Origin of the sequence: Albidovulum sediminis (assembly GCF_025380365.1) — a bacterium.
In the GTDB taxonomy this organism is placed as follows: Bacteria; Pseudomonadota; Alphaproteobacteria; order Rhodobacterales; family Rhodobacteraceae; genus Albidovulum; species Albidovulum sediminis.
The window spans coordinates 357,212-372,687 of sequence record NZ_JAOCQF010000001.1; the positions used below are offsets into that span (position 1 = coordinate 357,212).

General features: G+C 63.2%; 16 protein-coding genes. 10 read left to right on the forward strand and 6 right to left on the reverse strand.

What is annotated here, in order from left to right; all coding sequences use genetic code 11:
- Nucleotide 1 precedes the first annotated feature (1 nt).
- Nucleotides 2-232, reverse strand: a complete 231-nt coding sequence (locus N5I32_RS01710) for a hypothetical protein (RefSeq protein ID WP_261493664.1) — start codon at nt 230-232, stop codon at nt 2-4.
- Between the two features lie 604 nt (nt 233-836).
- Here N5I32_RS01710 and N5I32_RS01715 point away from each other — a divergent pair.
- The 5 genes from N5I32_RS01715 (at nt 837) to N5I32_RS21415 (ending at nt 4,399) form a co-directional block, all read left to right on the forward strand.
- Nucleotides 837-1,319, forward strand: coding sequence for an Lrp/AsnC family transcriptional regulator (locus tag N5I32_RS01715; protein ID WP_261493665.1), 483 nt, complete (start codon nt 837-839; stop codon nt 1,317-1,319).
- A 183-nt stretch (nt 1,320-1,502) separates the two neighbouring features.
- Nucleotides 1,503-2,645 carry a glycine cleavage T C-terminal barrel domain-containing protein gene (locus N5I32_RS01720; RefSeq protein WP_261493666.1) on the forward strand — a complete coding sequence of 381 codons (1,143 nt, stop codon included), beginning with the start codon at nt 1,503-1,505 and terminating at the stop codon, nt 2,643-2,645.
- Nucleotides 2,646-2,675: 30 nt separating this feature from the next.
- Nucleotides 2,676-3,125, forward strand: a complete 450-nt coding sequence (locus tag N5I32_RS01725; RefSeq protein ID WP_261493667.1) for an OsmC family protein — start codon at nt 2,676-2,678, stop codon at nt 3,123-3,125.
- Between the two features lie 21 nt (nt 3,126-3,146).
- Complete coding sequence (locus N5I32_RS01730; protein ID WP_261493668.1) at nt 3,147-3,944, forward strand: enoyl-CoA hydratase; 798 nt, start codon at nt 3,147-3,149, stop codon at nt 3,942-3,944.
- 56 nt (nt 3,945-4,000) lie between these two features.
- Nucleotides 4,001-4,399 carry an integrase core domain-containing protein gene (locus N5I32_RS21415; RefSeq protein WP_439648168.1) on the forward strand — a complete coding sequence of 133 codons (399 nt, stop codon included), beginning with the start codon at nt 4,001-4,003 and terminating at the stop codon, nt 4,397-4,399.
- A gap of 190 nt (nt 4,400-4,589) precedes the next feature.
- Here N5I32_RS21415 and N5I32_RS01740 read toward each other — a convergent pair whose 3' ends face one another.
- Nucleotides 4,590-4,967: a hypothetical protein gene (locus tag N5I32_RS01740; protein ID WP_261493669.1), complete on the reverse strand. Its 378-nt coding sequence runs from the start codon at nt 4,965-4,967 to the stop codon at nt 4,590-4,592.
- 164 nt (nt 4,968-5,131) lie between these two features.
- Here N5I32_RS01740 and ppsA point away from each other — a divergent pair, with 164 nt between their 5' ends.
- Entirely contained in the window at nt 5,132-7,519 is a 2,388-nt protein-coding gene (ppsA, locus tag N5I32_RS01745) for a phosphoenolpyruvate synthase (RefSeq protein ID WP_261493670.1), read from the forward strand.
- Between the two features lie 359 nt (nt 7,520-7,878).
- Here ppsA and N5I32_RS01750 read toward each other — a convergent pair whose 3' ends face one another.
- Complete coding sequence (locus N5I32_RS01750) at nt 7,879-8,580, reverse strand: IS6 family transposase (protein ID WP_261493671.1); 702 nt, start codon at nt 8,578-8,580, stop codon at nt 7,879-7,881.
- A gap of 320 nt (nt 8,581-8,900) precedes the next feature.
- Here N5I32_RS01750 and N5I32_RS01755 point away from each other — a divergent pair, with 320 nt between their 5' ends.
- The 4 genes from N5I32_RS01755 (at nt 8,901) to N5I32_RS01770 (ending at nt 13,984) form a co-directional block, all read left to right on the forward strand.
- Nucleotides 8,901-9,650, forward strand: a complete 750-nt coding sequence (locus N5I32_RS01755) for a sulfotransferase family 2 domain-containing protein (RefSeq protein WP_261493672.1) — start codon at nt 8,901-8,903, stop codon at nt 9,648-9,650.
- Between the two features lie 84 nt (nt 9,651-9,734).
- Nucleotides 9,735-11,804: a caspase family protein gene (locus N5I32_RS01760; protein ID WP_261493673.1), complete on the forward strand. Its 2,070-nt coding sequence runs from the start codon at nt 9,735-9,737 to the stop codon at nt 11,802-11,804.
- 33 nt (nt 11,805-11,837) lie between these two features.
- The gene (locus tag N5I32_RS21310; RefSeq protein ID WP_261493674.1) at nt 11,838-13,127 is read left to right on the forward strand and encodes a tetratricopeptide repeat protein; all 1,290 of its coding nucleotides are present in this window, start codon (nt 11,838-11,840) and stop codon (nt 13,125-13,127) included.
- Nucleotides 13,128-13,195: 68 nt separating this feature from the next.
- A complete protein-coding gene (locus N5I32_RS01770) occupies nt 13,196-13,984 on the forward strand; it encodes a hypothetical protein (protein ID WP_261493675.1) in 789 nt (262 codons plus the stop codon).
- Here N5I32_RS01770 and N5I32_RS01775 read toward each other — a convergent pair.
- Genes N5I32_RS01775 through N5I32_RS01785 form a run of 3 tightly spaced genes read right to left on the reverse strand, consistent with a single transcriptional unit; the run spans nt 13,955 to nt 15,476 of the window.
- Complete coding sequence (locus N5I32_RS01775) at nt 13,955-14,608, reverse strand: hypothetical protein (RefSeq protein WP_261493676.1); 654 nt, start codon at nt 14,606-14,608, stop codon at nt 13,955-13,957. The genes N5I32_RS01770 and N5I32_RS01775 overlap by 30 nt on opposite strands.
- A gap of 22 nt (nt 14,609-14,630) precedes the next feature.
- Nucleotides 14,631-14,966, reverse strand: coding sequence for a hypothetical protein (locus N5I32_RS01780; RefSeq protein WP_261493677.1), 336 nt, complete (start codon nt 14,964-14,966; stop codon nt 14,631-14,633).
- Nucleotides 14,967-15,023: 57 nt separating this feature from the next.
- Nucleotides 15,024-15,476, reverse strand: a complete 453-nt coding sequence (locus tag N5I32_RS01785; RefSeq protein WP_261493678.1) for a hypothetical protein — start codon at nt 15,474-15,476, stop codon at nt 15,024-15,026.

The following is a 15,476-nucleotide window of genomic DNA, read 5'->3' on the forward strand; positions in this document are numbered from 1 at the left end:
GTCACGAAATCTTCACATGCAGACCCGCCCGTGATCCCGCATCACGGCGCAGCCGCTCGTGAAACCAAGGGACCGCGGCCCGGACCGGATGAATATCGACGAGACCATCCCCTCTCATCCTGCAAGAGCCGCCGAATTCGTCCCAATGCGGCGCGCCGATAACCGTCACGGTGAAGGTGGCGTATGTCCGGACGCCGCGCGGCACCTGCGCCCGCTTCAAACCGGTTTCCACTGACACGGCCCTGACGGGGCTATTTGATCCTCGCCGGGAGTGATGCAACCGCACTAGGTGTTTGATCCCGCGGTTTGATGGTGCGATCCTGGCGGTTGGTCACTGGGGCTGGGGCACGAAAACATCGACACGACCCTCAGGGCCCATTGCCCGGTTTCGTCCGCGCGGCGCGCAGAGTTGATCCGGGGAATGCGCTAACAGGCATCGTGCGAATGGGCGGGAGGCCGACTTTTGCCGTAGGTGCAATGGCACCACAGACCGAGCGCAAGAGCGGACATCGGGAGACGGAAACGGCCTGAATGGGCTGGCTCCTGCCCGCGGGCGGAGAGCTGACTTTCGCCGTAAGTCCGAAACCGCGGATCGTGCCCGAAAAAGCATCCACTCATCGCGGGCAGATCAAGTTTCGGCGGGGTGGGGAGGAGTTTGGCGGCACGGGCATTCACCCGGGTGGCGGGCGCCTAATACCACGGGAGCGCCCCTCGATGTCAGTGCATCGCCAGATTGCAAAGCGATCTTGCAGAGAATAGATGTCCGGGCGCCCTTGCGCTTGGGCGGCGCATGTCCGGAATGAAGTTCCTCATCCACGCTGCTGGAGAATGAAAAGATGAACCTGGACGCCGCTGACATTCGTATCCTTTGCGCGTTGCAGCAACATGGGCAGCTTAGCAAGTCCAAACTGGCGGAACTCGTCGGGCTTTCCCCTACACCTTGCTGGGCGCGCTTCGCGCGACTGAAGAAGGCAGGGCTGATCTGCGGCTACCATGCTGACCTTGCTCTGGGCAGGATCGTCGATGTTTCCAAGGTCGTGGTTACGGTTTCGTTGAAAAGTCACCGCAAATTGGATTTCGACCGCTTCGAGGCGCACGTCCGCAGCCTTTACGAGGTTACAGACTGCGTCGCCACCGGCGGGGGGATGGATTACGTCATGACGGTCGTCACCACCAGTCTTTCGGCCTTTCAAACCCTGATGGAGGAAATGCTGTTAGCGGAGCTCGGGGTCGACCGCTACATGACGTACATCGTGACACGGGAGGTCAAATCGGTTCAGCCTGACCTCGCACGGCTGAGCGCTGCATCGGCGAAATGACCCGATAAAGCTGCTGCCCACAGCACGAAGTCTAAACGGCCCGGTTGGCGCCCGAAATTGGTCCGTTCGGTCTGTCGTGCATGCGTTTTCGGTCCGATTCTGGACGCCGATTGTCGCTAGAACCACGCCCAGTTCCACAAGGTGTAGCGGTCCGTGAAAGACCAGCAGGAAAGGGCAATCAGAATGGCACAATCAGATGATTTCGGTTTCGGCACCCAGATCCGCAAGTCCCCGTATTTCGATGCCACGGTTCGCTGGGGCGCCAAGGGCTTCTCGGTCTACAACCACATGTATATCCCGCGCGACTTCGGCGACCCGGAGCAGAACTTCTGGAACCTGATAAACGACGCCATCCTCTGCGACGTGGCGGTCGAGCGTCAGGTCGAGATCACCGGCCCGGATGCGGCGAAGTTCGTGCAGATGCTGACGCCGCGCGACCTGTCGAAAATGGCGGTCGGGCAGTGTAAATATGTGCTCATCACCAATGCCGAAGGCGGGATCCTGAACGACCCGATCCTGCTGCGTCTGGCCGAAAACCACTTCTGGATCTCGCTCGCCGACAGCGACATCCTGCTCTGGGCGCAGGGCTTGGCCGTGCATTCGGGGCTGGATGTGACGATCCGCGAACCCGATGTGTCGCCCTTGCAGCTTCAGGGCCCGAAGTCGGGCGAGGTGATGAAGGCGCTCTTTGGCGACAGCATCATGGATCTGAAATATTACTGGCTGCGCGCGGTTGAACTGGACGGCATCCCGCTGATTGTGTCGCGCACCGGCTGGTCGAGCGAACTGGGTTACGAACTTTACCTGCAGGATGGGTCGCGCGGCGACGAGCTCTGGGAAAAGATCATGGCGGCGGGCAAGCCCTTTGGCCTGAAGCCCGGCCACACCTCCTCGATCCGTCGGATTGAAGGCGGCATGCTGTCCTATCACGCCGATGCAGACATCAACACCAACCCCTACGAGCTTGGGCTGGGCCGCCTCGTGAACCTCGACATCGAGGCCGATTTCATCGGAAAGACCGCGCTGCGCCGGATCAAGGAAGCGGGCGTGCGCCGCAAGCAGGTCGGTCTGTTGATCGAGGGCGCCCCGCTGAAAGGGCCGAACACGACGTTCTGGACCATCAACAAGAACGGCGCCGCCATCGGCCAGGTCACGTCGGCTGTCTATTCGCCCCGACTGGAGCAGAACATCGCACTGGCGATGGTCTCGGCAGATGCCGCCAAGATTGGCGCCGAGGTCGAGGTCGTCACCGCATCCGGGCCGGCCCGCGCGACGATCGTCGAGCGCCCGTTCTACGATCCGCAGAAGAAACTTGCCGCTGCCTGATCGCCAACAGACAGACAGGAAACCGTAGCCATGTCCGACCTTTCGATCGAACTGCACTGGCACCGCACCGAGTCCGGTTTTGTACCCGGAAAATACTCTGCCGAGCATGTCGTGCGCTACAATAATAGCTATGAAGTGCGCGCGGATGCTGCCCCGGACTGGGGCGGCAAAGCGGAAAATACCAACCCAGAACAGGCCCTCGCATCGGCGCTGTCCAGTTGCCACATGATGACCTTCCTGGCGCTGGCGGCGAAAGCGAATTGGCCGGTAGCCAGCTACCACGACCATGCGGTCGCTCATCTTGGCAAAAACCCGAAGGGTCAGATGTCGGTCACGCGCATCGACCTGCACCCGGTGGTGCGCTTCGACACAGGCTTCTCGGTCGACGACAAGATCCTGGCGGACATGCAGGACCGCGCGCATCGCTACTGCTTCATCGCAAACACGCTCGCCGACAGCGTCGAGATCAATGTCTTATAGGCCCCGGCCGGGAGAAGCCCTGTGCAAGATAACTTCCTGCTGCGCGACTTGGATGGCGACGGCGTCCTGCGCCTGACCCTGAATGACGTAAAGCGACGCAATGCGCTGTCCGAAGCGATGCTGGGGGAACTGCGAGCGGTCTTTGCCGAGGCCGGGGACAACCCAGCGGTTCGGGTCATCATCCTGGCCGCCAACGGGCCGGCATTCTGCGCGGGTCACGACCTGAAGGAAATGACCGCTGGCCGGTCGGCACCAGACCGCGGAAGGGCCTATTTCACCAAGGTGATGGCAATGTGCTCGGGTGTCATGCAGGCGGTCGTGAATTGCCCGAAACCCGTCATTGCCGAGGTGACGGGCATTGCGACGGCCGCGGGGTGTCAGCTGGTCGCAAGCTGCGATCTGGCCGTCGCCGCCGAGACCGCGCAGTTCAGCACGCCGGGGGTGCATATCGGCCTCTTCTGCTCCACGCCGATGGTGGCGCTGTCGCGCAACGTCGGCAACAAGCACGCGATGGAGATGCTTCTGACCGGGGAAATGATACCGGCGGCCCGTGCGGCCGAGATCGGGCTGGTCAACCGGGTGGTCACCACCGACGCGTTGCGGGAGGCGACCCACGAGGTGGCGCGCAAGATCGCGTCCAAGTCCAGCATGACGCTCGCCACCGGCAAACGCGCCTTCTACGCACAGCGCGAAATGCCGCTGTCGGAGGCCTACGACTACGCCTCCAGCGTCATGGTCGAGAACATGCTGGCCCGCGACGCCGAGGAAGGCATCGGCGCCTTCATCGAAAAACGCGCGCCCCAGTGGCAGGAACAGTGAGGTCAGGCCCCACAGCGCGATCGGATACAACGTCCCGATCGCCCTGCATTATCCCGATGGCGCAGCCAGCCCGTCATCGTGAAAGAGCCGGGAAATTCCAGCTTCCGGCGATCCAAGGTTGGGGCTCAGAGCAGAAGCGGCAAAACTCTGGCCAGCAGTGGTCCAAGGTTGGGGGGGGCGGATCAAATCAGCTTCCGGCTGCGGTCGCGGCTGGACAAAAGACCAGTGGCAGGTCACCGGGAAAACCGAACGACAATGTCTACATCGAAGCATTCAACAGCCGGGTCAGGCAGGAATGCCTCAACGCCTCATGGTTCCTGTCGATGGTCGACGCGCGTCAGAGGATCAACGAATGGAGGGCCGATTACAACGAATGCAGGCCGCATTCGGCGCTCGGAAACTTGACGCCGAACGCCTTTGCTGCCCAACTGAAACCAACCCGAAAGGTTGCATGACGTCCGGACCTGAGACAGGGTGAGGTCCCAAAGTAAAAACTCATTTAAAGTAATTAAAAACAATTACTTAAATGGTAGAGAAGTTTGGATATCAGACCCATCCGCTCCCTTGGCCGACTTCGAACGCGCCTGGACGGCCTTTGAACGGGCGTGCACCCGACCAGGTCCTCCCCGCCGCAGCCCCCCCGTGTCAGGCCAGCGCCCTGAAGGCCAACACCCGCAAGAGCGCTCCGACCAGCGCGTTCGACAGGTCGGGGCCATGGGCGTGGCCGATGAATTCCGCATCGTCGCTGGTGTCTGTCGGGCGCAGGCTGCATTGCCAATGGCCGTCGGGTTCCATCGCCTTGCCCCGCAGCCGGATGGTCCAACCCGGCGTCACCCGGTCGATCAGGTGCAGCACATAGTCGGTCGACGCCAGGTCGTCGGCCCGGACAGCCACACCTTCCCTGCCTTCGGGCAGGAACCGGTTGACGGCATCGGCCACCTCATGGGCCAGCGGGCCAGTCAGCGTCAGTCTTTGTTCGACTTTTTCGGCCAGATCCTCGCAGACCTGCGATAACGATGTCATGCCCTATCCTCCGGTCTGTGGGCGCGCCGGATGCGGGCGCGGCCAATGTAGTGCGATCAACCTAAGGCGCGGGTTCTAGCCCGGCTTTGATACAGATCATCGCCCTGAACGCGGCCTTGGCACAAGTTTGTCTTAGTCCGGCTTGGCAAGAAGGGCCCGCTACGATGCATGCGCCGAACCTGATCTGGCTTGAACATCTGAACCGTGGCGACGTGGCGCGGGTGGGGGGCAAGAATGCCTCTCTGGGCGAGATGATCCAGGCGCTGGAGCCCCGCGGCATCCGCATCCCGCCGGGATTCGCGACGACTGCCGATGCCTACCGCCTTTTTCTGGCGGAAAACGGGCTGGGCGACCTGATCAGCCGGACCCTTGCGGCACAGGTCGAAGGGCGAATGTCGCTTCAAAAGGCGGGTGCCACCATCCGCGACGCGATCCGGGCCGGGGAATGGCCGGCCGCCATCGCCGCCGACATCCGCGCAGCCTATCGCACGCTGGGCCAGCGAGCGGGCAAGGCCGATCCGTCGGTCGCTGTCCGGTCCAGCGCGACCGCCGAAGACCTGCCCGATGCCAGCTTTGCCGGACAGCAGGAAACCTTTCTGAACATCACGGGCGAAGCGGCGCTGCTGGATGCCTGCCGCCGCTGCTATGCGTCGCTGTTCACCGACCGGGCGATCACCTACCGCACGCTCAAGGGGTTTGACCACGACAAGGTGGCGCTGTCGGTCGGCGTGCAGATGATGGTGCGGTCGGATACCGGCGGCGCGGGGGTGATGTTCTCGATCGACACAGAGTCGGGCTTTGACAGGATCGTGTTGATCAATGCGGCATGGGGATTGGGCGAAAACGTGGTGCAAGGCGCCGTCGATCCCGACGAATACCAGGTCTACAAACCCTTTCTCGACCGACCGGGCATCATGCCGGTGGTCGCCAGGTCTCTGGGCGCCAAGGAACGCAAGATGATCTACGGGTCCGGCGCCACCGGCCCGACGCGCAACGTGCCCACCTCTCGGGCCGAGCGCGAAACCTTTGTGCTGTCCGACGCCGAAATCGTGGATCTTGCGCGGCAGGCCCGCATCATCGAAGCCCATTACAGCATGCCGATGGACATTGAATGGGCCCGCGACGGCGAGACGGGGCGCATTTACATCGTTCAGGCCCGGCCCGAGACGGTGCAGGCCCGCGCCGACGTCCATGCACTGCGCAGCTATCGCATCCGCGAGGCCGGCGCAAAGCTGATCGAAGGGCTGAGCGTCGGAGAGGCCATCGCCACGGGCGAGGTCTGCCTGCTGGAATCGGCCCACGACATCGACCGCTTCGTAGACGGCGCGATCCTTGTGACTTCGACCACCGACCCCGACTGGGTGCCCATCATGAAGCGCGCCGCAGCGATCGTTACCGATCACGGCGGTCGGACGAGCCACGCCGCCATCGTCAGCCGTGAGCTTGGGCTGCCCGCGATCGTGGGAACGGGCAATGCCACGCGGCTGCTTCACGACCATCAGCAGGTCACCGTTTCTTGCGCCGAGGGCGACCGGGGCATGGTCTATGCAGGCATCGCGGACTTCGACGTGCAGGATGTGGCACTTGACCGGATGCCCCCGACGCGCACCAAAGTGATGCTGAACTTGGCCAATCCTGCGGCAGCGGCGCGCTGGTGGCGCCTCCCGGCCGATGGCGTGGGGCTGGCGCGGATGGAATTCGTCATCGCCAACGCGATCCGGGTGCATCCTCTGGCGCTGACTCGCTACGACAGCCTTAAGGACGATGTCACCCGGGCCGAGGTGGACCGCCTGACCCGCGGCTACGCGCGGCGGACCGACTACTTCGTGCAATCGCTGGCGATGGGCCTCTCTCGCATTGCGGCCACCTGGTACCCCAACCCGGTCATTGTGCGAATGAGCGATTTCAAGACCAACGAATACGCCGAGCTTCTGGGGGGAAGCCAGTTCGAACCGCACGAGGAGAACCCGATGATCGGGTGGCGTGGAGCCTCACGCTACTATGCCGAGGGCTACCGCGACGGGTTCGCGCTGGAATGCCAGGCCATTCGGCGCCTGCGCGACGACATGGGGTTCGACAACGTGATCGTGATGATCCCCTTCTGCCGGTCCCCCGAAGAGGCCGACAAGGTGCTGGAGGTAATGGCCGAAAACGGGCTGCGGCGCGGCGAAGGGGGCCTTGAGGTCTATGTCATGTGCGAAATCCCCTCGAACGTGATCCTGGCCGAGGAATTCGCCCGCCGCTTCGACGGCTTTTCCATCGGGTCGAACGACCTGACCCAGTTGACGCTGGGCGTTGACCGCGATTCCAGCCAGCTGGCCGATCTTTTCCGCGAACGCGACGCCGCCGTGATGTGGATGATTGAAGAGGTGATCCGCCGTGCCCACAAGGCGGGGGCCAAGGTTGGCCTGTGCGGCCAGGCTCCCAGCAACGACCCCGACTTCGCGCGGCTGCTGGTGGCGGCGGGGATCGACTCGATCTCTGTCACGCCCGACAGCTTCGTCGCGGTCAAGGCGAATGTCGCCGCCGCTGAACAGGCCGCACCATCCTGACAAGGACGGCCGCTGCGCCAACCTATCGGTTGCGCAGCCAGTCCAGCATCGTCTCGACCCCCGACACCTGCACCGGCACGTCCGGCAGGTTGTAGCGGAAACCATGATCGACAAACTGACCTGCCCTCCGGTCGTCCCTCGATCATGACGAGGGTCCTTGGGGTTGTGATCCGAACCCAATCTTGGACCACTGCTGGCCAGAGTTTTGCCGCTTCGCTCAGGGTGACGGGCTGGTGGCGTCCCCCGATTTCGTCAGCGCGATCGGCACCTTGTTCCCGATCGCGCCGTGTGGTCGTTCCTCGCTGTGGTGCTGCCAGACAAATTCGAACCAGTCTCAGCTAGGACAGTGAGGCTGTCCGTTATTCCGCGCAGAGGCCGCGCCACTGGGCTAGAGCCGCGGCTCGGTTGGCCTTGAAATGGTGTCGGGTGGAGAGGCTGGGTTCCAGGTTGAAGTGATTGTGGACGGAAGCGTGTATGGCCGCAAACTTCTGCAGACTACGCATCCGCCGAAAGCGGAGCATCGCCCGCTCGCGTCGTCGGAACGGCAGGTGTGAATTCTCGACCTGATTGTTGAGCCAGCGGCCGGTAACCTGCCGATCCTCGGCGCCGATCTCCCTCAGGGCGCCATAGGACCGAAGCCGATCGGTCACGATGGCTTTCGGCTGCCCATGCCGCTTCATCGATTTTCGCAGGAATTTCAATGCAGCTTTCTTGTCTCGGGTCTTTGTGACGAAGCTTTCCAGCACCTCGCCTTCGTGATCCACCGCGCGCCAGAGGTAGTGCCGTTCGCCGTTGATCTTCACGAAGATCTCGTCCAGGTGCCATTTCCAGCGGCTCAACTGCATGCCTTCAATCCGTCGTTTCCGGATCTCGGTGGCAAACATCGGGCCGAACCTGTGCCACCAGTAGCGAACCGTTTCGTGGCTGATATCGACACCACGTTCGTGCAGCAAATCTTCGACATTCCGAAGCGAGAGCGGAAACCGCACATAGAGCATCACTGCCAGGCGGATGATCTCCTCGCTCGTCTTGAAGTATCTAAACGGGCTGGGTTTGGTCATGCTCGTACGCTACCCAGCCCCCTGCCGCACCTCAAGCCAAGTTGCTCTGACAATGCCCGGTCACATGCACCGCGCACAAAGGCCGGACAAATGACCGCAACCTGCTTCGATCACCGCCGCATACAAAACCCTTGCAAAACCGGAGCCGTCCACAAATGACACGTCCCTGATGGGGCTATTTGATCCTCGCCGGGAGTGATGCGACCGCACTAGGAACGGTTTGCGCCAACCGATAGTATCGGCGCATTGCGCCACCGGTCAGGGAGACCCAGGTCGCCTGCGTCGGACGCGCATCCGATGTCTTGGAGCGCGTGCAGCGAATGATTGTCGCAAACAGCGGAAGGTTCATCTTCGTTCACATCCACAAGACCGGTGGAACCAGCATGGAGTTGGCGATCGCGCCGCACCTGCGCTGGAACGATCTGATCCTCGGCAGCACCCCGCTCGGCCAGGCCGCGAACCAGGAATTCCGCAATGCGCACGGATTGTTCGACCATGCCTCAGCCGAGGAAATAGCCTTCGTTTGCGGCACGGAGCTGTTTGAAAGCTATTACAGCTTCGCCCTGGTTCGCCACCCGCTCGACCGGGCGGTGTCGATGTACAATTTCATCGCCTCGCTTTGCCGGTTCGCCGCGCGGCGCCGGGGCTTCAATCACGCAAGGCTCGCCGCCTTCGTGCTGGATCGTCGTGCCCACAGCGAAGACTTCGCCTTGGCGGTGGAGCGCGATCCGTTCCTGGGATGGCCGATCACCGCAGCTTTTCTTGAGCACGATGGTTTCAGCGGCTTCATTCGCGCGCCCGAGACGCGCGCGGACCGGTCGTTCCTGCCCCAGGTCGACATGGTCCGCAGCCTGGACGGTCGCGTCAGGGTGCGTGATTGCATCCGGCTTGAAGATCTGCCGCTTCACGTCAGCGATCTGAGCCGAAGACTGGGTGTGCCGCTGGAACTTGGCCACCACAATGCCGCACCGTTCACGGTGCTCGACAGGCGCGATTTGCGCGCCGACGACAGGGACTACTTGCTGCACGAGTTCGGCGAGGACATTCTTGCTTTCGATTACCGGGCTTGAGTTGCCGATTCTGGTTTCCTGCCGGCCGGCATGCTGCCAGTCTGCCACGAACTGCCAGGCGTGGCCGCGAACAGGGAGAGCGTTGTGATCATCCGGTCAGCAAGATTGGGGATTTCGATCCTGTTCGTACTGGCCTGCGCGGTGGTCGGACCCGGGGCTGCCCGGGCAGCCGAACGTTGGGCGCTCGTGGTCGGAAACGCGGTCTACGAGGATGCCGCCGTTCCGGGGCTCGCCAATACCGTCAACGACGCACGCACCATGGCGGCATCGCTGACCGACATGGGGTTTCAAGTATACCTTATTGAAAACGCAAGGAAAAACGACATAGCGGAGACCGTTGCCAGGATCGCGGCCGAAGAGTCCGGAGCAAATCTGGGGCTGTTCTTCTTTGCCGGTCACGGGCTGCAGCAATCGGGCGTGAACTACATTCTGCCCTCGGACATGAAACCGACGGCGGCCGATTTCCTGCAAACGCAGACGGTTGCGCTGAATGATCTGCTTCGTGACCTCAAGGCGACCGGGATCGGGCAGCTCGTGGTCATTCTCGATTCCTGCCGGAATTCTCCTTTCGGCGATGATCAGGCGTTCGGCACCGGGCTGGCACTGGTCGATGCGCCGGAAGACACGATCATCGCCTATTCGACCGCGCCCGGCGCCGTCGCGCTTGACGGGGCGGGAAAGAACAGCCCGTTCACCGCGGCGCTGGCCTCGATCCTGGATGGACCCGGACAGGACATCCGCGACATTCTGCGCCTTGTCCGCGCGAAGGTTCGCTTTGCGACGGACGGCGCGCAGACCCCCTGGTTCATCGACAATACCAGGTCCGAGATGTTCATCCAGCCGCGTGCCGCGATTGCGCTGTCGGAGGAGGAACAGAGCGCGCTTGCCGGCCCGATCACGCTCGCCTCCACCGCTTGGCAGACCATATCGCGCAGTTCCGACGTCAACGACTTCGAGCAGTTTGCACAGCTCTTTTCCGATAACGAACTGGCGCCCGTGGCGCTCAGGCAGTTGTCGCTTCTGCGCGGGTCCGGCCTGCCGGACCTGCCGCCGATGGATCTGGGTGTTCCCGATCCGAACCCGGATGTGCCCGGTGGCCTTGGAACGATCATCACCGGATGCGATGTCCTTGCAACGGGCATCGGTGATGTCTACGGCCTGGTCGAACCGGTTCCACACGATCTGGTGAACACGCGGGCCGCGCTGCGGGCCTGTATCGCCGCGGTCTCGAACGATCCGCAAAACCCCCGCCTGAACGCCCTTCTTGGCCGCGTCCTGCGGCTTGAGGGGCGCTTTGAGGAAGCGAAGATCTTCTTCGACAAGGCTGTGTCCCTGGGCAGCTCGACGGCATTTGCCGGGCTTGTGGAACTCTACCGCTTTGGTCTCGGTGTCCCGCAGGACCTGACCAAGGCCGCCGAATACGCGCGCGCGGGCGCCATGATGGGCAATGCGCCGCTAAGGCTGGTTCTTGCCGGCTACTACAAGCAAGGCTGGGGTGTGCCCCAATCATTTTCCGAAGCGCGCCGCTGGCTTGAGATCGCGTCATATTCCGGCTATCCGGGCGCGCTGACAGCACTTGGCGACATCTATCGCAAGGGGGAGGGCGTGCCACCAGACCCGGCGCTGGCGATGAAATACTACCGTGCGGCCGCCGCGAACGGAAAGACGGACGCCATGAACAATCTCGGCATGGCCTACATGCGCGGCGACGGCGTGCCGGAGGATACGAACCTGGGCATCCAGTGGCTGACACAGGCTTCGGAACTGGGAAATCCCTATGCGGCCTATCACCTCGGCCGCGCGTTCCGAAAGGGCTGGGGCGTGCCGGCGGACGCCAACCAGGCGCTGGCCTACCTCCGTCTGTCCGCGCAGCGCAACTTTCTGGGCGCCTATACCCAGATCGGCGACATGCTGGCGGCGGGCGAAGGGGTCGAGAAGAACGTGCAGGAAGCCTACGCGAACTACACGATCGCGATCGAGGCGGCGAAGCTGCGCGATACGATGGCATCCGATGAGAACCTGAAGGAAGCGACCGAGAAACGCGACGCGCTGGTCAAGGACATGAGCGCCGAGGACATCGCAAAGGGTGAACGGATTGCGGCCAACTGGATCGCACAATACGGGCTTCTGGATTTCAACCTGGTGAACGAGTGACCCGGGTCGATCGGTCTGCCGGGGAGCGTCGGCGTGAAAACCGGTGACCTGCCCATCGTCTTTCTGTCGCTTGACGAACCATGGGCGGATTCCTTCTTTGCGGACCTGCAGCGACATTTCCCGAAGGCGCTGCGCGTGCATGGTGTGCGCGGGCTGGATGCCTGCCACAAGGCGGCGGCGAAGGCGGCCGGAACGCGCTGGTTCGTGACGGTCGATTGCGACACGCTGGTCCACCCCGACTTTGCCGAGGTCGACATCCCGCAGGAATTCCTGAACGATACCTGCCGCATCGAATGGTCGAGCCGCAATGGCGTCAACGGCCTCAGCTACGGCAACGGTTCCCTGAAGTGTTGGCCGGCGCGGCTCGTCGAGCGGATGCGCACGCACGAAGCCGCGCCCTCGGGGCAGCGGTCGATCGATCATGACATCGGCAAGGCGCGCGGCGAGATAGCCACCGGGCAAAGGATCCTGTTGCCCGGAATGCACTCGACGACCCATCCTGCACAGACGCCGTTTCACGCGTTCCGATGTGGCTTTCGCGAGGGCGCCCGACTGGCGTTGGGCGGCGATGTCGTGCGTTTCGGGAAGGGATTTTCGGAGAGGCTGCCATCCTGGCACCGTCAGCGGGTGGTGGCATGGAGCAGCCTCGGGCGGCACGCGCCGAACGGGATCTGGGTGCTCTACGGCGCGCGCCTTGGCGTCCTCATGGCGCAGCTGGGCGACTGGGACGTGACATCGATCAACGATTATCGGTGGTTCAACGCGCTGTGGGAGGACATCCTGGCCCCCCGTTTCGCTGGCCGTTCGGCGGTTTGTGAGATGACAGGTTTCCGCTGGGACGTCGAACGCATCGAAGACGAAACACGAGGTCTGGCGCAAAGGCTTCAGGACGAACTCGCCTTCGACGTGCCGGAGGTGGAGGCAGCCGCAAGCCGCTTCATTGTCGGGCACCTGCACGAAAACCGGTCGCCCAGCATGATGGATATCTTGGGTGTGCTTTTCGACAAGGGCAGGGACCTGCCGCGCGACCCGGTGCGGGCCGAAGAAAATTTCGAGATCGGTGTCGCCTACAACCTGGCGTCTTCGCACAATAATCTGGCGCGCATGCACCATCTTGGGCGAAGCCCCGCTCCGGACAGAACCAAGGCTCTATATCACTATGAGCGGGCGGTTGAGCTTGAAGACCGCTTTGCGCCCTGGCACCTCGCGAACTACCTTTCGGAGATGGAGCCCGACACCGACCCATCGCGAATTGCCATGCTGAAGGATCTGGCGCGCAGTCGGGGTTTCGACCCCGAGCCGGCCGGGGGGCAGCAAGGATGACAGCGGGGGCGCCCTATCCCTGTTTCTGGCTGTCGCCGTCTCCGGCACCGCGGGCAGTCGCGCTCAGGATGGCCAGCTATTTCCCGGATGCGCGCCTCATGGATGAGGCGGATACGGGCGCGCTGGTTCAGGCGCTGGAGGAATGCGAGGCTGATTGGGTCTTCGTGATGCGTTCCGACCTCTTGCCTTACTCGACCTTGCCCGGCGCGCGCCCGGATCATCTTCATGCCGCACGTCGCAGACCGATGCGATTCCTGTCGCGGAACTCCGTGACGGGTGAATTCAGCACCGAGCGGGGGCCAGAGCTTTGGCCGCGCGACGTGCTCTTGAACACGGTTTCCAGGGCAGGTGCCGCGCCGAACGTCACTCTCGTCCCGCAGGCGATGGCGCAATGGTATGTCAATGCTTCCGGTGCGTCGGCCTTTCGGCATGCGCATGCATCGATCACAGCCCGGCTGCAGACCGGGGCTGGGACGCAGGAAAAGCGCGACCTGGAAATCGGCGCCTCGCTTGGGGCGGACGCACAGCACGGATACGCATGGATCGCCGGGGCATGCGCCGCGCTTCTGGGTCTTCCCCCGGAAAATTGGGAATGGGTGGAAGACGCCGATGCGGTGGGCCTGGCAGCCAGGGATTTCGCCCGCCGAGTCCGTCTGGAAACGCCGTACGAGGTTCACGTGCTGACGCCCGGCGAATGCCGGATTGTCCGGGATCTGTGTTTCCAGATGCCCCCAGCGTCAGTCTATGATCAGGCGGCTGCGCTGGCCGAGGATGGCACGAAGGAGGGGGAACACAGCGCCCGGATCTTGCGCGCTGCCGGGGACTGGCTATGGCTGGGCCAGTATCCGCCGGATTGATCCGGACGACCGGCACGTTTCCTGCGCCCCGAGGGATCCCGCGTTCCGCCCGGTGAACTCTGCCCGGACTGTTCGTGGCGGTTCCTTGCGTGCAATTGCGGTCCAGACAACGTGGACCCGGTGGCGTTCCGCGATGCTTGCCGCATATCCCGAGCCGTCGGAAAGGCGCGCCACGTGAATGGTGAACTTCGACTGCGACGAAAACTTGCGCCGGTCCAGCTCGCCGGCGCCATCGGTAGCGGCAGGCAATGCGGAATCGGCGGTTGTTCCGGCAAGCCGGGTCCGACGATTGCCTGTCGTCACTACGAACGTTCCGCAATCGAGGAGGTCCGGCGAGGACGTCGCGCCCCATACGTTCCCCGTGCGGACATCTGCCCTGAGCTTCGTATAGCCGGCGTCCTTCAATCCTTGGACGACGCCCGCAACGGCCTCTTTGCGGCTGGCCCCGGCGACGCGGAAATAGCCGCCGGTTTCGCCGTGCGATACCGGTGCCTCGTAATTCAGCCTGGCCGCGCCTTGCCGGAAGCTTGCCGGGTTCGTGGGGTCTGGTGCGGTGCAGGCAGTCGCCAGGACGGCCAGGCCGAGGAGTCCTGCGCGTGAAGATGTCATGACCTTGAGCAACATGAGCGGCCCTTTCCGTCGGAAATCAGTAGAGACTGAGGCTGCCGCTCGCAGGCACGGCCGACGGCAGGGCAGGCAGTGCCGGGGGCGGCGCCGCGGGGCCGCAGTCGACCGGGGCCGCGCCGCCGTTGCGCACACCCAACGCCGTCAGCATCGTTACTGCCTCCGCGAGGTGTTGGCCGGCCGGATTGCGGCGCAGATACCAAAGATATCCTTCTGCCGAGCAGGACTGTTGTGCCAGTTGCCAGTCGGCCTCATCGGTCTGGCTTGACTTTGCGCCGGTTGGCGTGGCCGCGCCGCCAAACAGAAGGGTCACCAGGAATGCACGCCAAAAAATGATCCAACGCGAAACGGTTGCCATTTTCATTCCCCTCGCTGCCCCGATACGTTGCCGGATTCTTGCGAGATAAACAACTTGTTAACGCAGGCGAACCTGATTTCCTTCCGGGGGAAGGCGGGTATTGAGCGCGCGCATCGCGCCAAGCCATCCCGCAGTGGCAGGGCCGACGGGATAAAGACTGCCCAAGCGCCACTTTTCGCAGATCATGGCGAGGCGTCTGGCGGCGTACAGAAGCCGGGCAGAGTCGGGCGGCGTTGACCCGTCTGCATCGGCGAACGGCAGGAATTCGGTCGTAAGACCGGGTGTCTGATACTGCGCAAGATCGCGCGACGCCGTTATCAGGAACGCGATCTTGCCAAGCTTGCGCATCGCGGCCCGGACCTCTGCCGTCTCGCACTCGGCACCGAGCGCGAGGACGGCAGGGACATCCGGCACGGTCGGGGCATCATCGGGAATGCCGCGCGTATTGCTGTTGGCGACCGCATCCCGGCCGGCCTGCAGCGCCTCGCGGAAACGGCTGAGCAGTATCAT